The following is a 22,682-nucleotide window of genomic DNA, read 5'->3' on the forward strand; positions in this document are numbered from 1 at the left end:
GGTCGAAGATCGGTGACGGATCTGGACCGTCGCGCTCCCGAGTTTCTGGCCCAAAGGACAGCTTCGAGTCGCGCCCCTGCGGCAAGCTGCATTCTTCGCCGCGGCAATTGCGCGATAGCGCGCGGGTCCTCGCGTTCTGGCGACGGATTCGATCCACGTCGCCCCCCTCGGTTATGCTTGCCGCGGTCCCGTCGCTCCCGCTGCTCCCGTCTTATGGACCCGTCGCCCCACTCGCACGAGCCGGCCCCCGGTGAATCCTCGGGAGTCATCAAGATCCCCAGCCTCGCGCAGGAGGCGGACCCGGCGTCGCGCAGCGGCACCGGCTTCGCCAAGGTCGTCGAGCCCGACGACCCCGACGACCTGATCGACCGCGTGCTCGGCAATTACCGCCTGGTGCGGCCGCTCGGGGGGCGCGGTCTGTCGTCGGTGTACGAGGCCCGGGCGGCGGCCGGCGGCGACCGGCGGTTCGCGGTCAAGATCTTGCGCAACGCGAACTTCAACCGCGGCGCGCTCGATGTCGTGCAGCGGCGCTTCGTCCAGGAGGCGCGCGTCGCCTCGCGCCTGCACCACCCGCACATCGGCGACGTGGTCGACTTCGGCATCGAGGGCGGGCTCGCCTACATCGTCATGGAGTACCTCGAGGGCGAGAGCCTGCGCGAGACCTTGAGCCGCCACGGGCCGCTGCCGTGGACGCGCGTCCTGCCGATGTTCCTGCACATCTGCGACGCGCTCGAGGCGGCCCACGCGCAAGGAGTGATCCACCGCGACCTCAAGCCGAGCAACGTCTACCGCGTGCGTCACGCCACCAGCGACGACTACGTCAAGGTGGTCGACTTCGGCATCGCGCGGATCGTCGACGAAGATCTGCCCGAGGGGCTGTTGGCCAACGGCGTGCTCCTGTCCACCCCGGAGTACATGGCGCCGGAGCTGATCCGCGGGGCCAAGCCCGACCCGCGCGTCGACATCTACGCCGTCGGCGTCCTCCTCTACGAGCTGCTGACCGGCTCGTGCCCGTTCAAGAGCGGCAAGCAGACGACCGTGCTGGCGATGCAGCTGCTCGACACGCCGATCCCGCCGCGGCGCGTCGCGCCCGACGCCAACATCCCCGGCGTGGTCGAGCGGGTGATCCTCAAGGCCCTGAGCAAGGCCCCCGAGGAGCGCTATCAAAACATCATGGAATTGCGCCTCGCCCTGCTCGACGACACCCGCATCGGCCGCGCCGAAGCCACCGCCATCCGCACCAAGGCGCTGTCCGGTCCGTCCCGCAGTGCCTCCAGCGCCTCCGCGCCGGTCAAAGAGAGCAGCGTCGGCGTCACCATCATCCTGGCGCTGATCGCCGCGGGCCTGATCGCCTGGGTGTTCGCCGGCACCCCGGGCCTCGAATTCCTCACCGGCGCCCCGCCGCCGGGCCCCGCGCCGGTCGCAGCGCCGGCCGCGGTCATGGCCCCGCCCGACGCCCCACGGCCCGCCCAGACCGACCCGCGCGTGCTCGAGACCACGCCGCCGGCGCCGACACAGGACCCGCAGGTCGAGGACCAGCCCGACGAGCCGCCGCCCGAGCCGGAGCCGCCGGTCGCGCTGCCGACCACGCCGCCCGACCCGCTGCCGCCGAGCGACCCCCAGCCGACCGCGATCAAGGCTGCCCGAACGACCAGGTCCTCTGAGACAGGTCCCAAGGAGCCGGTCAACTACGACATCGTCGACGACCCCGACGAGGCGACCGCCGTCACCGAGGCGCAGATCGACGAGCTGCTCAAGCCCTTCCGCCCGGCCGCGGCCCAGTGCGGCCGCCAGCACGGGGTCGCGATCGACGCCACGGTGACCTTCAAGTTCGTGCTGACGAAGGACGGCCGCCTGACCCAGATCAAGCCGGTCGGCCGCCCCGCCTCCGACCCCGCCGCGGCCTGCATGATCGAGCTGATCCGCGACGCGCGGCTGCCCGTGCCGGCCGGCAGCAGCTTCAAACACGCGTTCTTCGCCTACAGCTTCCGCGTGTACTGACCGCGATCAGGCTGGCCCCCGGGACAGGTCGAGAGCGCGCGACGGCCCGTCGCTGCTGTGCCTTTTGGACATGCTTCGGGGGACATGTCGGCTTTCCGGAGCTGCACGAGCTCTTCCCACGCGAGCGGGCGATCGATGCAGGCACGAGCGCGTGGGCTGTCGCCTGCGACCGATCCCCGACCGTCACCCGATCCGCGTGGCGTGTCTTCGCAACCCCGATCGGGGCCTTCTGCATCCGGAGGGCTGATCGGGGCGCGCGCTGAAGGTCACGTCGAGTTCGCGCCGATGTGATGTGAAGTGCCCATAAAGTCGGGCCCGATGTCCGACCACGACGACGAGCACGGGGGCGAACGAAAGCTCGCGCGGCGAGATTTTTTGAAGACGCTGGCAGGAGCGACGCTGGCGGCGGTGCCGGCGTGCGCCGACGACGTGATGGCGGGCACCGAGGGGCCCGGCGGCAGCAGTACGACCGGCGACGGCAGCACGACCTCGAGCGGCGACGTGCCGACCACGGGGGCGCCGACGACGAGCAGCTCGACCGGCACGAGCACCGGCGACGGGACGACGTCGAGCACCGGCGTCGACTCGACCAGCACCGGCGACGACAGCACCACGAGCACGAGCACCGGCGAGCCGAGCGACATGGGCGCGCAGCCGCAGGCGTGCGAGGGCCAGGAGATCGTGTTCGCGCCCGACGCGGTGGCCGAAGATCTGGCGCGCTTCCCCACCGCGGTGATGGCGGGGGCGATGCGCCAGGAGTCGGCGCTGATCCACGGCCGCAGCGAGCTGCCGGACCCGGTGCTGCTGCGCGTGTGGCAGCCCGGCGACGGCGAGGGCACGGTGCGGGTGATCCGCGAGATCGAGGTGACGCCCGACGAGAACGGCTACCTGCGGCAGCTCGTCGACGGGCTGTGCCCGGGGCAGTGGTACCGCTACGGCTTCTTCGCCACGGACCGCGGCGAGCCGGTCGCGCGCGGGGTGCTCGGCGAGTTCCGCACCGCGATCGCCGACGACGCGATGGAGCCGCTGACGGTGGCGATCTCGTGCTGCAACGGGCTCGACAACTTCCCGTGGCCCGCGCTGCAGCGGACCAGCGACGAATACTACGACGTCTTCCTCCACCTCGGCGACATGGCCTACAACGACGGCGAGATGGCGCTGTCGGACTACCGCGGCAACTGGCAGGCCTACCTGGCGGTGGCCGACGGCGGCGGGATGGCGCTGGCCTACGCGCGGGCGGGGCTCTATTGCACGCTCGACGACCACGAGGTCACCAACGACTTCAACCCCGAGACGATCGATCCGCAGCGGCTGCAGGACGCGATGACCTCGTACTTCGAGGCGATCCCGGTGACCGACACGCCGATGCAGTTCCGCGTGTGGCAGAGCTTCCGCTGGGGCCTGACGGCGGAGTTCATCGTGCTCGACTGCCGCACCGAGCGGAGGCCGTCGACCGCCAACTCGGCCGACCCGATCTACATCAGCAAGGAGCAGATGGCCTGGCTCAAGGAGCGGCTGCAGTCGAGCCCGTGTCACTTCAAGGTGATCCTCAACTCGGTGCCGATCACCGACATGCCGACGATCCCGTGGGACTTCGCGGCGGGCGACCGCTGGGAGGGCTACCCGGTCCAGCGCCAGGAGCTGCTCGACTTCATCGCCGCCGAGGACATCGGCAACGTCTGGTTCCTCTCGGGAGACTTCCACACGTGCTTCATCAGCCACGTCGAGCCCGACGGCGACGGGGTGGTCGCCAAGACGCGCGAGATCGCCGTGACCGGGGGCAACACCAACGTCCTCGGCGACTTCCTCGCCGCCCCCCAATTCTCGTTCGGCTCGTCCAATCCGCACGGTTGCATCATCACGTTCGACCCGGCCGCCGACGAGGTACAGGTCCGCTTCATCGACCCCGACAGCGGGCAGGACGCGTACAGCGAGACGCTGACGCAGAAGTGACGCGGTCGACATGTGAACTTCGGGACATGTCCTCCAGCGCGTTCGCGCGCGGGCGAACCTTGAGGATCCGCACGGCTGCGCGGTGGGCGATCAGGAGGCTTTCCGCCGCCGATCCTCGACGATGAGGGCCATGGAGATCCCGCAGGGGCCCAGCCGCATCATGCCCACGTCGATGCTCAGCAGCGGCGCGGAGGACCTCGATGGTCACCGCCGCGAGCTCGAGCTCAACGTGCTGGACGGAGCGATACCGGCGGACATTTACGGGCACCTGTTCATCGCCGGCTCGATCGCGTCGCTCGGCCGCCCCGCCTTCACCGGCGAGGGCACCCTGTACCGCTTCGACCTCGAGCCCGACCGGATCCGCCTGGCGCAGAACATCGTGCGGCCGCCGTGTCACTACGCCGACCGGGCGGCCGCGAGCTTCGGCGAGCTGATGCAGTTCCGCGACATCGGCCTGTCGCGGATCTCGCCGCTGCTCGGGGTCCGTACGGTCCTGAGCAACTCGCCGATCCCGCTGCGCGACCGCATGATCGTGACGACCGACGCCGGCCGCCCGTGGGAGTTCGACCCGGTCACGCTCGAGCTGGTGACCCCGATCGGCAAGGCCGACGAGTGGCTCGGCTCGATCCCGGTGCCGTGGGCCTTCCCGCTGGTGCTGAGCACCGCCCACCCGGCCGAGGACGAGGCCACCGGCGAGCTGTTCACCGTCAACTTCTCCAACCCGGCGCCCGGCGGGCGACCTGGCTTTTCGCACCTGGTCCGCTGGACAGGTCGGGCGCTCGAGCACTTCAGCCTGATCGACCGCGACGGCGAGCCGATCCAGATCCACCAGTGCGTGCATCAGATCCAGGTCACCCGCAACTGGGTGCTGATCCAGGACTCGGCGTTCGTGGTCGAGATGCGCCAGCTGGCGCTCGACGTGCTGGGCCAGGTGCTGCCGGTCGAGCCGCTGCGCGAGCTGCTGGGCGCGAGCTCGATGCGGACGCAGCGGCCGACGACGATCATCCACGCGATCCGCCGCCGCGACCTGCGGCCGCGCGCGGGCGGGTTCGCCGATCACCCGACGCCGGTGATGGCCCACCGGATCGAGCTCGAGGGCGAGTCGGTCCACTTCTACGCCGACTTCGAGGACGACGGCGAGCACGTGCGCCTGATCGTGCCGCACACGCCGACGCTCGACGTGTCGGAGTGGATCCACGAGGGCGAGGACCTGCTGAGCGGCGGCGAGGCCGGGATCGCGGTCGCGGGCATGCAGATCCCCTGCGCCCTGGCCCGCGGCCGCCTGGGGATCCACAGGGTCCACGTGACGTCGGGCGAGGCCGAGTCGCGCTTCGTCGAGGGCCGCGAGACCTGGGGCCTGGCCCTCGGGACATACGCGCGCCGCGGCCGCGAGAAGCCGATCGAGGTCGTGTACTACAACACCAGCGGGTTCGCGCCCGAGCTGGTGCCGGCCCGCCTGCTCACGGCGTACGCGCCGCGCGTGGACATCGGGGCGCTGCCGCTGGCCGAGGGCGAGCCGCCGCGCCTGCTCGAGGTCGACACGACGACCGGGGCGATGCGCAGCTATACGGCGCCGAACGGCTGGAGCCTGCTGTCGCCGAACTTCATCCCGCGCCGCGGCGGCCCCCGCCACGCCCGCGACGGCTACGTGGCGGTGCTGGCCCACGCGTCGGAGACGGTGCCGCGCACGCTCGGCTCGACCGGCGAGGAGCTGTGGCTGTTCGACGCCGCCGACATCACCCAGGGCCCGCTCGTCCGCCTCGGCCACTCGGAGCTCGACTTCGCGTTCACGATCCACGGCTCGTGGGTGCCGTCGTTGAGGCCGAGCCGCCGCGACTACCAGGTCGACATCCGCAACGACCTCGACCTCGAGTTCATCCGCACCCGCGCGCTCGGGTCGCTCGCGTTCTCCGAAATTTTCAAGGAGACGCTCGGCCGCGTGATGCGCAGCGAGGACGTCGACTCGCTGCTGACGATGGCGGTGTTCCCGAAGTTCTGATGGCCGCTCTCGCTCGGGTTGACGCCGCGGGTCGCCGTTCCGTCGAACCCGTCCGGCTTGGCGCGTTCGCGAAAGCGATTGTCGTCCTCGTGCAATTGAACCGGTCCCGAGCCCGGCGATCGTCCCTGGCCCGGACACACCCCTCCGGTGATGGGCTGGGCAGATGCAGAGCGGGCACGCGGCCGCGTTCACGGCGGGCGGCGACCTCGTCGTCGCGGCGAGCAACGAAGGGACGATCGACATCGGCGGCCAGCCGCTGCACACGTCGCACGCCGCGTTCGCGGTCGCCCGGCTCGCCGCTGCCGACGGTCAGCCGAAGTGGGCCCGGCAGTTCGAGTGCGCCTACGACCACTTCGGCACGCTCGGCCTCGGTGCGCTCGCGGCCGACGACGACACGGTGTGGCTCGCAACGTACAACGATTCGGGGCAACCCGGTCTGCACAGCGTCGACTTCGGCCTGGGCCCGGTCCACGGTAATTACTACCTGGTCGCCCTCGACAGCGCCGACGGCGGCGCGAAGTGGCAGCGCCCCTTCACCAGCTTCGGGGGGTTCTACGACGTCGCCCGCGACAGCGGCGACGCAGTCATCGTCGCCGGCGGAGCCGCGGACACGCTCGACCTCGGCGGTGGGCTGGTGGTCACGAACGGCGCCGCGATCGTGGCCAAGTATGGCGCTGCCGACGGCGACTTCCGCTGGGCCCGGATCGTCGGCGACCACTCCTGGAACGACGCCCACGGGGTCGACAGCGACGCGCAGGGGCACGTCTACGTCGGGGGCACGTTCGCGGGCACGATGTTCTGGGGCGACCAGCAGCTGGTCGCCCAACCCGGGGGCGACGGCTTCCTGGCCAAGCTCCTGCCGTAGGCCGCGTGATGCAGCGCGACGACGTCGACGCGCTGCTGCTGACGGGGGGGGCGGTCGAATGTTGACAGCTGCCGCAGGGCAGGCGGAGGTCGAGCCGCGCGACGCGGAGTGGATCGAGGTCCGCACCGAACCATCCGAGCAGGGTCGTCAGGCGGCGCTGCGGCTTCAGGCCGCGATCGAGCGCGCGCTCTCACGCGATTGCGGCTGCGATTGTCCGGAGGCGTGACGCGGTCGATCCATCGCAGGACGTCGCCGCATTTGTTGGACTGCGCGGTGGCGACAATTCGGGATCTCCGAATCGCCGGCGTCGACCTCGAGCCGGGCGTCGGCCTGTGCCGGGGCGGCGAGCCGGGACGCGAGGCGCTGCTCGCGGGAGCTCGGGATGGTGAGAAATATCTCCAGGTGTGGGGCGGGCAGATGCCTTTCGCCGCCTGTCCCGGTCGCCAGGTGCTTGACGCCAGGCCGCGGATCTCGTACCACTGCGCCCCCACGCCCAGGTAGCTCAGTTGGTAGAGCAGGGGACTGAAAATCCCCGTGTCGGCGGTTCGATTCCGTCCCTGGGCACTCTCAAGAAGACAGCGGAAGAGGCGGAGCGCGCGGCGCCCCGCCTCTTCGCGTTTGGTCCCGCGAGCGAGTCAGCGGCGGCCGCGGCGGCCCGGCGGGCGCAGCGGCTTGTCCCAGCGCTGGAGCTGGCCCACGAAGCCGCCCATGTCGAGGGTGAGCGAGCGGCGCAGGACCAGGCCGGCCGCCTGGAGGGCCGGGTCGGTCACCCGCGCGAGCGGCGAGATCCACGCGAGCCGGCCGCCGGGGACCAGGACGGCCGCGGCGTTGGCGACGAAGGCGGTCAGCAGCGGCCCGACGTCGCCGCGATGGACGCGCCGGCCCATCGGCGGGTTGGTGACGATCAGGGTGACGCCGGCCGGCCGGTGGGTGGTGGCGTCGGCCTGGGTGAGGTCGCCGCGGAGGCCGGCGTTGCGCAGGTTGGTGGCGGCGACGGCGAGGGCGCGTGGGTCGAGGTCGGTGCCGAGGAGCGCGGCCGCCGGACCGAGCAGGCCGCGCTCGCACAGCTCGAGGCCGGAGCCGACGAACGGGTCCCAGACGACGTCGTCGGGGCGGACCTCGGCGAGCCGCGCGAGGGCGGCGGCGATCGTCGGGTGCGAGGCGGCGGGGACGTCGCCGCTGCGGTAGGAAAATCGCGGGTCGGCGGACTCGAGCGCGGGCCTGTCGTCGGTGGGATCGGATGGCTCGCCGGCGCCGCTGCGGTGGCGAGAGGTCGCGGGCTCGCGGTCGGTGGTGTTGCGAGGGGGCGCGGGCTCGCGGTCGGTGGTCTTGCGAGGGGGCGCGGGTTCGCGGTCGGTGGTGTTGCGAGAGGGCGCGGGTTCGCGGTCGGTGGTGTTGCGAGGGGGCGCGGGTTCGCGATCGGTGCTGCGAGAGGGCGGAGGTTCTTCGCCCGGCCTGTCGATCGCGCTCCAGCGACGCGGGCGCAGCTCGGCGCGGATCTGCGGGCCCGCGTCGTCGACCACGACCTCCCAGGTCGTCTCGCGCGGGTCGTTGACCAGCTCGGGCCACAGCGCGGCGGCGGCGGCGGCGACCTGCCAGACGAGGGCGCGGCGGTGGCCGCCGCGGGCCCAGGCGAGGCGGTAGCGGACCTGTCCTTTGGTATATGTCTTGAAGACCAGGCGGGCTTCGGGGCCGGTCAGCAGGGCGGCGATGGTCGCGGGCAGATCTGTCCCGCGGGACAGGGGCTGCAGCGGCAGGCCGACCTCGGTCCACAGGCGGACGGCGAGGAGGTCGCGCAGCGGGCCGCGGAGGGTGGCGGCGACGCGGCCGGGGCCCAGCGGGCGCGGGGCGAAGGCGGGGCCGAGGGCGTCGACCAGCAGCGGCTCGAGGCCGGGGCGGCAGCCGAGCACCAGCGGGCGCGGCTCGGCGGCGACGGCGTCGAGGTCGATCGCCGAGCCGGACTCGCCGCGGCCGAGGCTGCGGCCCAGCATCAGGCGGGCCCGCGCGGTCAGCCGCTGCAGCTCCGGGTCGTCCGTCGCGAGCGCTTCGAGCCAGGTGAGGGCGTCGGCGTCGCCGACCTTGCCGAGCGCCTCGACCAGGCTGCGCAGGTGCGGCAGCGAGGTCTCGGCGCGGGCGCGGGCGAGCAGGGCCGCGGCGACGCCGGGGCCGCCGCGCTTGCCGAGGGCGCCGATCGCGTTTCTCCTGGTCTTCGGGTCATGGTCGTCGAGACATGTTTTTAAAGACATCTCGACGGCGGGGTCGGCGGGCAGGCGGCCGAGGACGCGGACGAGGCGCGGGCGCAGCGGCGGCTCGGCCGTGGGCAAGCGGCGCAAGAGGGCGGGGCTCGCGGCCGCGCCGGCGCGCAGGAGGGCCCGCTCGACGTGGACGGCGAGGTCCTCGTCCTCGCCCAGCAGCTCGACGACGTCGCGCAGGTCGTGGCGGCCGGGCGTGAAGCCGGGGTCGGCGACGGCGCGCGCGAGCTGCTCGCGGCGCTCGGGCGAGAGGGCGGCCGCGGGCTCGCCGGTCTCGCTCACGGTCGCAGGCTCGCGGCGCTCGCCGGCGGGCTCGCGCGAGGCGGCGTCGGGGCGCTCGGTCACGGGCTCAGCCGGAGCGGTCGGTCGGGTCGCCATGGGCGGCGAAGCATAAGCGATGGCGGGCCGAGTCACTGCCCCGACCGACGCTCGCGCTCACTTGCCGAGCGGCGCCTTCTCCATCAGCACGGGCACCGCGTTGGGGCCGCGGCGGACCTGGAACGAGGTCATCGCGGTGCGGTAACCGGGGGCGTTGAAGCGGAGCAGCAAGGTCGCGCCGTCGTCCTTGAGCGGGATCTCGGGGAACTTGTCGACCGTGTAGGCCTTGTTGTTGACGCACGGCCCGCTGACGCACTCGACGGTGGTGCCGGGGGGGGCGCCCTCGAACTGGAACACGGCGCTCTCGGGGGCGCCGAACTCTCGCTCGAGCGCGAACTGGATGTAGTTGCGGCCGGGCACGAGGTTGTAGGTGCCGACGTAGGGCTTGTAGTGCATCGCCCGGAACTCGAGCTGCACGGTGGCGCCGCCGGCGGGGATCGGGATCGGCGGGTAGACGCCGGTGATGAAGTCGGCCGAGCGCGTCGGACACGGGCCGCTCACGCACTGCACGATCGTGTTCTGCGGACCCTTGGCGAATTCGAGGTTGGCCACCGCCGTGTCGGTCGGCGGCGAGGCGGGTGCGCCGCTAGCGCTGCTCGAATTCGCGGCGGCTTCGGGCGCCGGCGCGCTCGCAGCCGCGACCAGCTCGCAGGTGCAATGCGCGTCGTCGACGGCGGCGCAGCGCACGCCCGGGGCCACCCGCTCGATGTAGACGGCGCATGGGTCGTTCCCCGGGCCGCTGGCGACGGTGTTGGCAGCGGCGGTGTCGGGGGGCGCCGAGGCGTCCGCGTCCGAGCGCGACCGGTTACACGCGACGCCGAGGAGGCACAGGCCGAGCAGGACAGGAGTGATTGCACGCATGGCGCAGCTCAGCTTTTAGCGCGGGCCGGCCGACCGCTCAAGGAAACGGACCGGGCCACAGTGACCCGTGACGGCCGAAGACGGCCGCGAGGAGCACGGTCCACCGAGCTCGGCCGCCGCTCGCGGCACGCCCTCGGCGGACCTCGGAAGAACACGACGAGTGCTCCGTCTCGCCCGCGCGAGCGCGCCAGCGCAGCGAGGCCAGCGGCGCCGACCCACACCGGGCCACCCACTCGCTGTCGCCGGTGAAAGCCGGCGGACGGGCCGCGCGGCGGCGCAGCGTATGAACCGAGATTCACGTGCCGCGCGACCCGGGTTCGGCTAAGTGCCAGGCATGGAGATCCTGGACCGACTCAAGAGCATCGTGGGGATCGGCAAGGCGACCATCGAGCTGACGAAGGTCGACGCGCCGGTGCGGCCCGGCGCCGAGCTGCACGCCACCGTGATGTTGCGCGGTGGGGACTACGACGTCGCGGTCCAGGACGTGCGTCTGCACTTCGACGAGGAGCGCATGGTGTACACCGCGCAGGGCCGCGGCGACTTCGCGTTCTGGCAGCAGCACGCGAGCGTGACCATCCCGCTCGGCGGACGGATGCTCGGCAAGGACGAGCAGCTCGAGCTGCCGGTCGTCCTCACGCTGCCGGCCGACCTGGCGCCGAACGCGGAGAACCTGCGCTACGTGCTCATCGCCGAGACCGAGATCCCCGGGCTCAACCCCAAGCACGCCGTGCCGGTCGAGGTCGTGGCATAACCACGATCGATGTCCGACGAGCGACTCGACGCCGAAGAGCTGGCCCGCCTGCGCGAGCTCGGCCAGCGCTTCATGCGGGCCGTGCCCCACAACAACGCGCTCGGGCTCGAGCTCCGGGCGGTGAGCGAGGGCCGGGCCGAGATCTTCCTGCCCTACGACCTCCGCCTGGTCGGCAACCCCGAGACCGGGGTGCTGCACGGCGGGGCGATCTCGGCGCTGATGGACGCCTGCTGCGGCGCCGCGGTGTTCCAGGCGCTGCGCAAGCCGATGGCGATCGCCACGCTCGACCTGCGCATCGATTACCTCAAGCCGGCCGCGCCCGGCCGCGGCGTGATCGCCCGCGCCCACTGCTACAAGGTCACGCGCCACGTCGCGTTCGTCCGCGGGGTCGCGTTCCTCGACAGCGAGGACGACCCGATCGCCACCAGCGCCGGGACCTTCATGCTCGGCACGCGCACGACCAGCCGCACGGAGGGGGCCGCGTGAGCACCACCCATCCGTGGCTGCGACAGGCGATCGCGGAGGCCCGCGCGGCCGGCGACCCGGGCCGTCTGGCGGCGGCGGTGCCGTACGCGCAGACGATGGGGATCTCGCTGCTGCTGGCGCCCGACGGCCCGCACGCGGGCGAATTGCTCGGGGTGATGCGGTTCGGCGAGCACCTGATCGGCAACCCGGTGCTGCCGGCGCTGCACGGCGGGGCCCTGTGCGCGTTGCTCGAGTCGACGGCGATCTTCCAGCTGCTCTGGGAGAGCGCGCTGTCGGCGACGCCGCGGACGATCGGTCTCACCGTGGAGTACCTGCGCTCCGGTCGCCCGGTCGACACGTTCGCGCGCGGCATGCCGACCCGCCAGGGCCGCCGCGTGACCAACGTCCGCGTCGAGGCCTGGCAGGACGACCGCTCGCGCCCGATCGCGGTGGCCAGCGCGCACTTTCTGGTGCACAGCGACGAGGAGCCGGCGAAGCTCGAGAGCTGAGCCGCGCTGCGGCGCGGGCACGGGCCTGGCCGCAGTGCCCGCGGCGCGAAAGCGTGGCCGCGCGCCCGCGAGTGCTCGGCCCGGGGCCGCGTCGAGCTCGCGCCTCGCCTCGCCGCGTGCAGCGTCGCCCTGGTCCGCAGCGGCCCTGCTCGGGCCGCGTCGAGCTCGCGCCTCGGCGCGAGCGCCGTCCCTGGTCCGCAGCCAGGACGGCCGCGCCCCGGCTCGCGCGTCCTCCGGCCGCAGGCGCCGTCGCCGGGCGCGCTCCCCGGTCCGCAGCCACGAGGGCCGCGCCCGGCCCGAGCCGCCGCCGCGCGCCCTGGCGCCCGCATGAAAACAAGCGCGCTCGTCCCGGCCGCGCCAGCCGGTACACTGCTGCCGTGTCCCCGACGCACCACGGCCGGCTCGAGGCCGCAGGATGACCAGCGCGTCGCCCGGGTCCGAGTTCCGCGCCCGCGCGCGCGCCGAGGCCGAGCGCTACGGGCCCGACCCGTGGGTGTTCGTGCGCGAGCTGCTGCAGAACGCCCGCGACGCCGGGGCGACGAAGGTCGAATTTACCTGCGAGGCCCGCGGCGGGCGGTGGGTGCTGCGCTGCCGCGACGACGGCGAGGGCATGACCTTCGCCCACGCGCGCCGCTACTTGTTCGCGCTGTACGCCTCGAGCAAGGAGTCGCGGCGCGACCAGGTCGGCCGCTTCGGCGTCGGCTTCTGGTCGGTGCTGCGCTTCGAGCCGGAGCGGATCGCCATCCGCTCGCGCGCGCGCCGGCCCGACCCGAACTCACCTGACCCGGAGGACAGGTCGGGCGCGTGGGCGCTCGAGCTCGACGGCGACCTGTCGACGGCCCGGCGGACGACGCCGCCGAGCCTGCCGGGCACGGAGATCGAGCTCGAGCGGGCGGCGGTCGACGAGGCGCTCGAGCGGCGGGTGTTCGACGCGGCGTTCCAGAACGCGCGCTTTTTGGCGACCCGCGACGACCCCGAGCGGCCGCTGATCGTGACGGTCAACGGGCGCAAGGTGAACAAGCCGTTCGCGCTGCCGGCCCCGAGCGCGAGCTTCCGCCGCGGGCGGGTGCGCGGGGTGGTGGCGCTCGGCGAGGCGGCGCGGGTCGAGCTGTTCTCGCGCGGGCTCAGGGTCCGCTCCGCCGCGTCGCTGGCCGACTTCGTGGTCGCGGGCGGCCGCAGCACCGACAACAGCCGCGTCCACTTCACCGAGCTGCCCGGCCGGCTGGCCCCGCAGGCGCTGCTCGAGAGCGACGCGCTCGAGCTGATGCTGTCGCGCTCCGACGCCCGCGACAACAAGGCGCTGCGCCGCCTGGTCGACCTGGCCCAGCGCGAGCTCGAGGGCCTGATCGCCCGCCAGCTCGACGCGGCCCGCCCGCTGCCGTGGTGGCAGCGCCCGTGGGCCGGGCTGCGCGACCTGGTCCGCCGCTCGCTGGCGGTGCGCATGTTCCTGGCCGCGCTGCTCGGCGCGGCGCTGGCCGGCGGGGCCGCCTACGCGATGTGGGGCGACCGCGTGTGGACCCGCTTCCGGTCCGCGTCGGGGATGTCCTACGGGACAGGACCTATCGGACATGGCGAAACGGCCAGCGCCAACCTGCCGGCCCGCTACGCCGACCTGGCCGCGCGCTACCGCGGGCCGCAGGTCGACGTGCTCACCGGCGCCGGCGCCCGCGAGCCGCCGCTGACGTTCCGCCCGGCCGACCTGCGCCTGCACTTCGCCGCGCTGCTGTTCACCCGCCTGGGCGACACGGCCGAGGCCCGCGCGCCCGAGCCGCGCGGCGACTACGTCTTCACGACATGTTCCGAGGGACAGGTGTGCCCGGAGGTCGAGCTGCGCCTCGGCGCGCCGGCCGGGCCGATGCGGGTGCCGGTGCCGACGGGCCACCGGGTGGTCGCGGGCAGCGCGGCGCTCGTCGACGCCGACCACCCCGAGGGCACGCCGGCGGCGCTGCAGGTCGGGGCCGACGGCGAGGCGCTGCTGGTGCTGGCGGCGCCGTCGGAGGCGACGCTGGTGTACCGCACGGCGCCGGCGCCGGCGGACCGGCCGACGCGGCCGGCGTCGTCGGGGCTGCTGCCGCCCGACGTGCGCCGCGAGGCCCGAGCGCTGCGCGGGAAGTCGATCGCCGCGCGCGTGTCGGCGCTGACCCGGCTGACCCGCGAGCTGGTGGCCTACAGCACGGCGCCGGAGGTGGCGGCGCAGCACCGGGCGCTGGCCGGGGAGCACTTCATCGCCCGCGCGCTCGAGATCGGGCAAGGCGACTGCGACGTGCAGAACGGGCTGCTGACGGCGCTGCTGCAGGAGGCCGGGGTCGAGTCGCGGCTGGCGATCGGGTTCGTCGGCCAGGACGGGCGGGTGAACCCGTGGCTGCACGCGTGGGCCGAGTACCGCGGGCAGGACGGCGAGTGGGCGGTGGCCGACGCGAGCACGGGGATCGCCCTCGGCACGCCCGGCGGGCCGAGCGAACCCGGCGAGCTCGACGCGGCCGCCGAGACCACGGATGCGCCGGACGCGGCCGACACGAGCGCCGAACCGGCGCCGGCCGCGTCGGTCGACGCGCAGCCCGAGATGGCCGTCGGGGCAGGTTCTTTGGAGCATGTCGGAACGGGCATGTCGCGGCAGCGGGCGCTGGCGCCGTGGGGGCTGGCCGTCGGGGCGGCGGCGCTGTTCGCGGTGGCGCTGTTCGGGCTGCTGCGCGAGCGGACCCGCCGGCGGGTGGCGCTCGACGCCAGCGGCGACCTGTCGCGGCTGCTGCAGGGGGCGCTGCAGCAGCCGGAGGTGTTCCAGGCGGTGCCGGCGGTGTTCGAGCGGCCGCTGGTGCCGACGGCCGCCGGCGGGGCGCTGTCGCTGTCGCAGGCCAAGCGGCTGGCCGCGCGCGGCCGGCTCTACCGCACGCGCCGGCGCCCACCGCTGGCCGTCGACGCGCTGGCCGGCGACGCGGCGGTGCTCGACGAGGAGCGCCCCGAGGCCCGCGCGGTGGCCGACGCCCTCGGCGCGACCGACCTCGACCTGTGGGACGCGCTCTTGGCCACCGCCGGCGAGACGGCGCTGCTGAAGGCCGTGAGCGCGCGGCTGACGGCGTCGGGCGAGCCGTGGCAGGTGCTCGCCAGCGCTTCGCTGGGCACCGAGGAGCTGCGCAGCCTCGACCTGGCGCCGCTCCGCCTGCGCAAGTCGCCGCTGCGGGGCCGCAGGGTGGTGGTGGTCGGGGCCCAGAACCCGTGGCTGCAGGACGCCGCCGGGGTGCTGGCCGCCCGCCCCGCCGCCGCCGTGTTCGCGGCCCTCGACTACCTGCTCGACCGCCTCGACCTCGGCCCCGAACGCACCGCCCGGCTGCTCCGCGAGGCGGCCCGCGAGGCGGTCCACGAGGCGGCCCGCGGGAGGCCGGCGTGAGCGTGCGGAGAGATGGCCCTCGGGACATGTCGAGGGGCGCCCGGCGAGGCCCGTGCGGAGCGGCGAGGACCGAGGACGTCCCTCGGGACATGTCGGTGGCGCGGCCGCGCGGGGGCGACGGCGAGGCGAAGACTGGAGGTGTCCTTCGGGACATGTCGAGGGTCGCGTCGCCGGACCGGGGCGACGTGGCGCGCGCGGGAGATGTCCTTCGGGGCAGATCCGGACGCCATGCTGTCAAAAACTGGTCGCGGAGGTCGGCGTGAGCGAGACGGTCGACCTGCGCCAGCTGCTGGCGATCGACATCGAGGCCGAGCTGCGCAAGCTGGCGTCGGCGCAGCTGCAGGGGCCGTGGCAGCTACCGGCGGAGCTGGTGCGGCGGTCGCTGTCGGCGGGGGCGCGCACGGTCGAGGTCGAGCTCGGGCGGGCCTCGGTGCGCGTGCGCGACGACGGGGCGGCGATCGGGCGCGAGCTGCTGCTGGCGCTGACCGACCTGCTCGACGCCGGGGTCCAGGCCGAGCGGCGCCACCGGGCCCTGCTCGCGCTCGAGCAGGCCGGCGCGCTGGCGCTGCTGGCCCTGCCGGCGCTGCGCCCGGGACGGGTCGAGGTCGTCGCGCGCTCGCACGGGCTGGTGCGCCGGCTCGAGTTCGCCGGGCAGGGCCGCGCCAACCTGTCCGAAGGTGCAGATCCGTCCGGCGGCCGCGGGACCGAGTTCACGGTCCGCGGCGCCGAGCTCGAGCCGGCCCGCGCGCGCACGTACCTGGCCGACGTCGCCCGCTTCGCGCCGGCGGCGGTCCGCGTCGACGGGACCGACGTCAGCGACGGCCTGCGCCGCTACCTCGCGCGCGCCGAGCTCGAGCTGCCGCAGTTCAAGCTGCGCGGCAGCGTGGCCCTGGCCCACCGCGGCGAGCCGGCGCGGATCTGGCTGCTCGTCCACGGGGTGGTGTCGACCCACGTCGGGGTCACGCGCGCGCCCTGCTTCGAGGCGGTGGTCGAGCTGGCCGACAAGTTCGCCGCCGGCGAGCTGACCCCGGCCGCGACCGCGGCCGACCTGCGCGAGGCGATCGCGCCCGCGCTCGAGGCGATCGTCGACGCCGGCGTGCAGTTGATGTTGGCGACCGGCGCGCGCTCGGCCAGCTTGCCCGCCGTCAGCCAGGCGCGGGTGCTGCACCTGCTGCTGCAGGCGCTGCGCTCGCGTCGGCGCGCGGCCGAGGTGCTGGCGCTGCCGGTGGTGCCGGCGCTGGTGAGCCGCGACGAGCGGCGCTGGCTGGCGATCGAGAGCCTGCCCGCGCTGGCCCGCCCCGAGCCGGCCTTCGCCCTCGACCCCGAGCAGAACCCGGACGAATTCGCGCTGCCCGGCCCGCCCGTCCTCCTTCTCGGCACCGCCGACCGCGGGATCCTCGCCGAGCTGCTGCAGTTGCGGTTCCGCTCGCCGCCACCGCGCGGAAACGAGCGCATGCCGATCTCGGCCAACCTGGCGCGCGGTTGGCGGCGGCTCTGGCAAGCCTTCGGCGGGGCGCGGCGGCCCTTGCCGGAGTCGGCGCTGTCGTCGGCCGAGCGGCAATTCCTGGCGAGCCTGCGTGCGGCCGTCCGCGGCGGCGCCGGGGCGCCCGAGCGCGTCGAGCTGTGCGCCGGGGCCGGTTCGCCGCGGGTGACCGGCGAGCCGGCCACCCTGTACCTCGGCCGCGAGCACCCGGACGTGCGCGCGGCGATCGCCGCCGCCGAGACCGGCGAGGCGTGGGTCTTCCCGGCCTGCGTCGCGCTGCTTGCCGGCAGCGGCATGCCGGGAACGGCGAGCCGGGCGACGTGGGTGCGGACCTGGCACCGGCTGTTGCAAGGCCGGGGATGACGGGTCCGGCGACCCGGGTGCGGACCTGGCACCGGCGGTTGCGAGGCCGGGGATGACGGGTCCGGCGACCCGGTGCGGACCTGGCACCGGCTGTTACAAGGCCGGTGATGACCCCGGTCCGCGTCGACGACCCCGACGACCCGCGCCTCGCCGACTACCGCGAGCTGGAGGCGCTCGGCCACCGCCCCGACCCGCGCCGCTTCATCGCAGAGAGCGAGCTGGTGGTCGAGCGCCTGCTGCGGAGCCCGTACCCGGTCGCCTCGGTGCTGACGACCGAGAGCCACCGCGCGCGCCTCGGCCCGGCCCTGGCCAGCCGCCCGGAGGTGCCGGTCTACGTCGGCGAGCAGGCGCTGCTGCGCACGGTCGTCGGCTTCAACTTCCACCGCGGCGTCGCGGCCTGCGGGCTGCGGCCGCCGGCGCTGCGCTGGGCCGACATGGCTCGAGGGACAGCTTTCGAAGATGTCCCGGAGGACATGTTGTCCGCGCTGGGCGAGCGGCCGGCGTACACGATCGCGCTGGCGCAGGGGCTGAGCGATCCGGCCAACGTCGGCGCGATCGTCCGCGCCGCGCGGGCCTTCGGCGTCGACCTCCTGCTGCTCGACCGCGCGGGCGCGGACCCGCTGAGCCGGCGGGCGATCCGCGCCGCCGCCGGGAACGTGTTCGCGCAGGCGATCGCCGGCGTCGGCGACCTCGTCGCGGTCGTCGGTCGCCTGCGGCGGGCGGGCGCGACCGTCCTGGCGGCGACCCCCGGTCCGCGGGCGCGGCCCCTGGGCGCGGTCGTGCGACCGGCGCGGCTCGTGATCCTGGTCGGCAGCGAGGGTCAGGGGCTGCCGGCGACGTTGCGCGCGGTCAGCGACGACGAGGTCGCGATCCCGATGCGTCCGGGCGTCGACTCGCTGGGGGTCGCGGCCGCCACCGCGATCCTGCTGTACGCCCTCGCCGGGGCGCAGGACCCGGGGTTATGATGGGCCCAGGCGAACGACATGGACGTCATTCTCAGCGCCTCCCTCGGGCTCCTGTTTTTGGTCGTCGGCACGGCTGCCGTGTTCCTGATGTACTACCTCTGGGGCTTTCCGTTCGACAAAGCCACGCGCACGAGCGCCGCGCCGCCGTCGTTGATGCGGCTGCACCGGCAGCTCGGGTGGTTCTACATCGTCATCTACATCGTCTTGATGTTCGAGATGGTGCCGCGGATGTGGAATTACCAGGTCGAGTGGCCGGCGCGGACCGTCGCGCACATGTGCCTCGGCATGGGGGTCGGCTTCATCCTGATGATCAAGGTGGTGATCCTGCGGTTCTTCCGCCACCTCGAGGAGTGGATGCCGGCGCTGGGGACGTCGCTCCTGGCGTGCACGATCATGCTGGCGGGGCTGTCGATGCCGCACGCGTTCCGCGAGATGGCGCTCGCCAGCGAGATGGGCGACGTCTACGGCGACGAGAACCGTGAGCGCGTGAAGAAGCTGCTGCAGGCGGCCAAGCTGCCCGAGGAGGCGCCGATCGACGAGCTCTCGTCGGTCGACTCGCTGCAAGCGGGCCGGCAGGTGCTCCTCAAGAAATGCGTCGCCTGCCACGACCTCAAGACGATCCTCGACCGCCCGCGCTCGCCGCTCGACTGGGTCGGCACCGTCGACCGCATGGTCATCAAGCCCAGCTTCAACGAGCCGATCTCCGAGTTCGAGGGCTGGCAGGTCACCGCGTACCTGATCGCCATCTCGCGCGACCTGCAGCGCTCGCTCAAGGAGCGCCGCGCCCAGGACGAGCAGCGCGAGCAGGCCGAGGCCGTGCTGGCCGCGCCGCCGCCCGCCGCCGCGCCCACGGTCGCCACCGAGCCGGTCGCGCCGCCGACGATCGACCCGGCCGTGGCCCGCAAGACCTACGAGAGCGTGTGCAGCCAGTGCCACGAGCTGTCGGAGGTCGAGAAGGCGCCGCCGACCAGCGAGGCCGAGGTCATCGAGGTCATCCGCCGCATGATCGAGGACAACGAGATGAAGGCCACGCCCGAGCAGATCACCCAGATCGAGTGGCACATGATCAAGGTGTTCGTCCACCGCGGCTGACCGTTCGGACAGATCATCACCAGCAACGAGACAAGGAAGGATCTCTCAAGCATGCAGCGCGATCTCGAAGGGCTCACCATCGTCGTCACCGGAGGCGCCGGCGCGCTCGGGGGGGCCGTCGTACAGGAGCTGGCCGACGCCGGCGCGACCATCGTGGTCCCGGCGATCGACGACGGCCCGGCCGACCGCGTCGCCGGGGTGCGCTACGTGCCGCGCGTCGACCTGTCCCAGGAGGCGGCCGTCAACGCGCTCTACGCCGACCTGCCCGCGCTGTGGGCCTCGGTCCACGTCGCCGGCGGGTTCACCTGGGCCAAGATCGAGGACACCGACCTCGCCAAGCTGCAGGGCCAGTGGACGCTCAACGCGGTGACGGCGTTCCTGTGCAGCCGCGCGGCGGTGGCGAAGATCCGCGCGACCGGCAAGCAGGGCGGCCGGATCGTCAACACCGTCGCCCGCACGGTCGCCCACCCGACCGCGGGCATCAGCGCCTACGCGATGTCCAAGGGCGCCGTGGTCGCGCTCACCACCCAGCTCGCCGAGGAGCTGCGCGAGGAGGGCATCACGGTCAACGCGGTCGCCCCGGGCCTCATCGACACGCCCACCAACCGCAGGGACATGCCCGACGCCGACTTCTCGCGCTGGACCAAGCCGGCGGAGATCGCCCGGGTCATCCACGCGCTCGTGTCGCCGGGGCTCGGCGTGACGAGCGGGGCGATCGTGCCGGTCTACGGCCGCTCCTGAGGTCGCTCCTGGTCTTTCGCGCAGGGTGCGAGGGACAGGTCGTAAAGACAGGCGGCTGGGCTGCGTCGGCGCGGCCCAGCGCGCCGGCGGTGTCGGCCGCGGAGACGGCGGTCAGGGCGGCGCGCCCTGATCGAGACACGCGGCGATCTCGTCGATCACGTCCTGCGGCAGCGGTGCGCCGGGCGGCATCTGCGGGCCGCTGCCGCCGACTTCGAGGTGCGAGCCGTTCACCCTGTGCCAGAGGTAGCTGCTCTGGTGGTCGCCGGGCGCGACGAGGAGGAGCGGCGCCCCGAGCGCCGGCTGGTTGACGATGTTGTCGTAGGCGACGTCCTCGGTGAGGATGAACCAACCCGAAGCCGACCCGCCCTGGACGTGGCATTCGATGCAGTAGGTGTTCCCGATCGGCTGCACCGCCGCGCCGGGGGTCGGGACCTCGCAGTTGCCCTCGACGCACGCCTCGCCGCCGCCGACGTCGCACTCGTCGTCGCTGGCGCACTCGAAGCACGCGGGCTCGTCGGGCGCGAGCGCGTGGCCCTGCGCGAGCCCGGCCTTGCACGCCGTGATGCACAGCTCGGCGTCGGCCGGCGTGCCGGTCCAGCAGGCGCTGGCCTCACCGAAGTCCTCCTGGGCGTCGAGCAGCCCGCCGGGGTTGGTGACCGCGACGCACTCGATATAGCGATTGCACGGCGTGCGGTCCGTGGACGAGCCGTCGGTCGGGTCGTCTGTCGTCGTGGTCGTCGTGCCGCTGGTCGGGGGTCCCTCGGTGACGGGCCCGCCGGTGTCGTCGGACGTCGTCGACGTGTCGCCGGGGTTCGCGGTCGGATCTTGCCCGGATCCCGGCCCCGGCCCCGGCCCCGGCGTGGAGGCCGTAGGATTCGTCGTCAATGTGTCGAGGGGTCGCTGTCGTTGCCGCAGCCGATAGCCAGCGCCGCGGTCAAGCCTATCGATAGGCACCATGGGTGTGCCATGCGCGCATGCTATCCCCGACAGGGAGCGCCCGCAACAGGACCGGAAAGCCTACTCCGGGCCGGCTGCGGCGTGCCTGTTGTATAGAACATGTCCGATCGGGCATGCTCTTTCGGTCCTCACGTCCTCGCGGGCAGCGGCGCTGCGAAGACGCGAACGGCCCCGGTTCGCCGAACCGGGGCCGCCTTCATCCTCGCCGGCGAGGGATCAGTCGCGCATCTGGACGTACTCGAAGTCGATCGGCTGGCCCTCGATGCCGCGGGTGGGCGGGGCAATCCAGTTGGCGAACTTGCCCGGCTCGTGCGCGGGCTTCATGATCGACAGCAGGTAGTCGTTGTCGTTCGGGGTCAGCAGCCACTCGCTGCGGTGCTTCTCGAACTCGTCCTTGCCGATCAGGTTGCCGCTCGGGTCGAAGGCGTGGTCGGCGTAGATGCCCTGGTGGCGGTGGAAGCGGCGGCTCGGGAGCGACAGCCGCGTCGGCGAGCCGGCCTCCTCGAGGGTGCGGTTCCACTTGCGGAGCGCGCGCTCGCAGTCGTGGACGTAGGCGTCGCGCAGGACCTCGTTCATGGCGTTGCGCAGCGGCACGTCGCGCTCGGTGAGGCGGCCGTCCTCGACCACCGGCAGGCGGTAGGTGCCGCCGAGGGCGCGGTGCTCCTCGTACTTGTCCTCGCGGTAGCGGCCCTTGAGGCCGGTGGCGAAGAAGTCGGCGGCGTTGCTCGAGATCTCGCCGCCGAACAGGTCGAGCGAGTAGGTGTACCAGTAGTTGATCGTGCGCTGGATGAGGTCGAAGTCGATGCCGCCCTGGTTGCGCACGTCGCCGTTGGGGTCGAGGCGCTGCAGCTCGGCCGAGCGCTTGACGATGCGGTCCATGCCGGTCTCGCCGACGAACAGGTGGTGCGCCTCCTCGGTCAGCATGAACTCGGTCGTGCGGGCCAGCGGGTCGAAGCCGCTCTGGGCCAGCGCGGCGAGCTGATACTTGCCGTCGCGGTCGGTGAACATGGTGAACGCGAAGAAGCTCAGCCAGTGGTCGCACGGCTGGTTGAAGGCGCCGAGGATCCGCGGCTTGTCGGGGTCGCCGCTGCGGCGCTCGAGCAGCATGTCGGCCTCGTCACGCCCGTCGCGGCCGAAGTACTTGTGCAGCAGGTAGACCATCGCCCACAGGTGCCGGCCCTCCTCGACGTTGACCTGGAACAGGTTGCGCATGTCGTAGAGGCTGGGCGCGGTGTGGCCGAGCAGGCGCTGCTGCTCGACGCTGGCCGGCTCGGTGTCGGCCTGGGTGACGATGATGCGGCGCAGCGCGTTGCGGTGCTCGCCCGGGACCTCGTGCCACGCGGCCTTGCCGGCGTCGTCGCCGCAGCGGATCAGCGACTCCTCCTGGCGCGGGTTGAGGAAGATGCCCTAGCGGTACTCCGGCATCTTGACGTAGTCGTAGTGGGCCCAGCCGTCGTTGTCGACCGACACGGCGGTGCGCAGGTAGACGTTCTTCTGCGCGAAGTCCGAGGGGCCCATGTCGTTCCACCACTCGAGGTAGCTGGGCAGCCACTTCTCGAGCGCGCGCTGCAGCTTCACGTCGTCGGCGAGCCCGACGTTGTTGGGGATCTTGGCGTTGAGGTCGACGTTGTTGCTGACCATGGGATCCGGGTGCTCCAAAAA

The 22,682-nt window shown here is 73.2% G+C and carries 15 protein-coding genes, 1 tRNA gene and 1 pseudogene; 13 read left to right on the forward strand and 4 right to left on the reverse strand.

Annotated features, from left to right (window positions below):
• Positions 1 to 213: 213 nt before the first annotated feature.
• The 5 genes from NAEX_RS21845 to NAEX_RS21870 all read left to right on the forward strand — a co-directional run bounded on the left by NAEX_RS21845 (position 214) and on the right by NAEX_RS21870 (position 7,382).
• Positions 214 to 2,001 (forward strand): serine/threonine-protein kinase, encoded by a 1,788-nt coding sequence (locus tag NAEX_RS21845; protein WP_096329412.1) that lies wholly within the window; start codon positions 214 to 216, stop codon positions 1,999 to 2,001.
• A gap of 318 nt (positions 2,002 to 2,319) precedes the next feature.
• Entirely contained in the window at positions 2,320 to 3,954 is a 1,635-nt protein-coding gene (locus NAEX_RS21850; protein ID WP_096329413.1) for an alkaline phosphatase D family protein, read from the forward strand.
• A gap of 130 nt (positions 3,955 to 4,084) precedes the next feature.
• Positions 4,085 to 5,953, forward strand: coding sequence for a carotenoid oxygenase family protein (locus NAEX_RS21855; protein WP_170135898.1), 1,869 nt, complete (start codon positions 4,085 to 4,087; stop codon positions 5,951 to 5,953).
• 163 nt (positions 5,954 to 6,116) lie between these two features.
• Positions 6,117 to 6,818, forward strand: coding sequence for a hypothetical protein (locus tag NAEX_RS21860; protein ID WP_096329415.1), 702 nt, complete (start codon positions 6,117 to 6,119; stop codon positions 6,816 to 6,818).
• A gap of 491 nt (positions 6,819 to 7,309) precedes the next feature.
• Positions 7,310 to 7,382, forward strand: a tRNA-Phe gene (locus tag NAEX_RS21870).
• A 71-nt stretch (positions 7,383 to 7,453) separates the two neighbouring features.
• Here NAEX_RS21870 and NAEX_RS21875 read toward each other — a convergent pair.
• Positions 7,454 to 9,415 carry a HEAT repeat domain-containing protein gene (locus NAEX_RS21875; RefSeq protein ID WP_143140219.1) on the reverse strand — a complete coding sequence of 654 codons (1,962 nt, stop codon included), beginning with the start codon at positions 9,413 to 9,415 and terminating at the stop codon, positions 7,454 to 7,456.
• 90 nt (positions 9,416 to 9,505) lie between these two features.
• Positions 9,506 to 10,309 (reverse strand): hypothetical protein, encoded by an 804-nt coding sequence (locus NAEX_RS21880; protein ID WP_096329418.1) that lies wholly within the window; start codon positions 10,307 to 10,309, stop codon positions 9,506 to 9,508.
• A 334-nt stretch (positions 10,310 to 10,643) separates the two neighbouring features.
• Here NAEX_RS21880 and NAEX_RS21885 point away from each other — a divergent pair, with 334 nt between their 5' ends.
• From NAEX_RS21885 to NAEX_RS21920, 8 genes are all read left to right on the forward strand, one after another.
• Entirely contained in the window at positions 10,644 to 11,060 is a 417-nt protein-coding gene (locus NAEX_RS21885; protein ID WP_096329419.1) for a sporulation protein, read from the forward strand.
• Between the two features lie 9 nt (positions 11,061 to 11,069).
• Positions 11,070 to 11,546: a PaaI family thioesterase gene (locus NAEX_RS21890; protein WP_096329420.1), complete on the forward strand. Its 477-nt coding sequence runs from the start codon at positions 11,070 to 11,072 to the stop codon at positions 11,544 to 11,546.
• Positions 11,543 to 12,034, forward strand: a complete 492-nt coding sequence (locus tag NAEX_RS21895; RefSeq protein WP_211302450.1) for a PaaI family thioesterase — start codon at positions 11,543 to 11,545, stop codon at positions 12,032 to 12,034. Before NAEX_RS21890 ends, NAEX_RS21895 begins: the two co-directional genes overlap by 4 nt.
• Positions 12,035 to 12,449: 415 nt before the next feature.
• Positions 12,450 to 15,419, forward strand: coding sequence for a sacsin N-terminal ATP-binding-like domain-containing protein (locus NAEX_RS21900; RefSeq protein WP_096329421.1), 2,970 nt, complete (start codon positions 12,450 to 12,452; stop codon positions 15,417 to 15,419).
• 259 nt (positions 15,420 to 15,678) lie between these two features.
• Positions 15,679 to 17,265, forward strand: coding sequence for a hypothetical protein (locus NAEX_RS21905; protein ID WP_096329422.1), 1,587 nt, complete (start codon positions 15,679 to 15,681; stop codon positions 17,263 to 17,265).
• Between the two features lie 107 nt (positions 17,266 to 17,372).
• Complete coding sequence (locus tag NAEX_RS21910; RefSeq protein WP_100792754.1) at positions 17,373 to 18,230, forward strand: TrmH family RNA methyltransferase; 858 nt, start codon at positions 17,373 to 17,375, stop codon at positions 18,228 to 18,230.
• A gap of 18 nt (positions 18,231 to 18,248) precedes the next feature.
• Positions 18,249 to 19,322 (forward strand): hypothetical protein, encoded by a 1,074-nt coding sequence (locus NAEX_RS21915; protein ID WP_096329424.1) that lies wholly within the window; start codon positions 18,249 to 18,251, stop codon positions 19,320 to 19,322.
• A gap of 51 nt (positions 19,323 to 19,373) precedes the next feature.
• Positions 19,374 to 20,063 carry an SDR family NAD(P)-dependent oxidoreductase gene (locus NAEX_RS21920; protein ID WP_096329425.1) on the forward strand — a complete coding sequence of 230 codons (690 nt, stop codon included), beginning with the start codon at positions 19,374 to 19,376 and terminating at the stop codon, positions 20,061 to 20,063.
• Positions 20,064 to 20,174: 111 nt separating this feature from the next.
• Here NAEX_RS21920 and NAEX_RS21925 read toward each other — a convergent pair whose 3' ends face one another.
• Positions 20,175 to 20,948, reverse strand: a complete 774-nt coding sequence (locus NAEX_RS21925; protein WP_096329426.1) for a hypothetical protein — start codon at positions 20,946 to 20,948, stop codon at positions 20,175 to 20,177.
• 288 nt (positions 20,949 to 21,236) lie between these two features.
• Positions 21,237 to 22,661, reverse strand: a pseudogene (boxB, locus tag NAEX_RS21930) (benzoyl-CoA 2,3-epoxidase subunit BoxB).
• Positions 22,662 to 22,682: the final 21 nt, after the last annotated feature.

The organism is Nannocystis exedens, from assembly GCF_002343915.1.
GTDB lineage: Bacteria > Myxococcota_A > Polyangia > Nannocystales > Nannocystaceae > Nannocystis > Nannocystis exedens.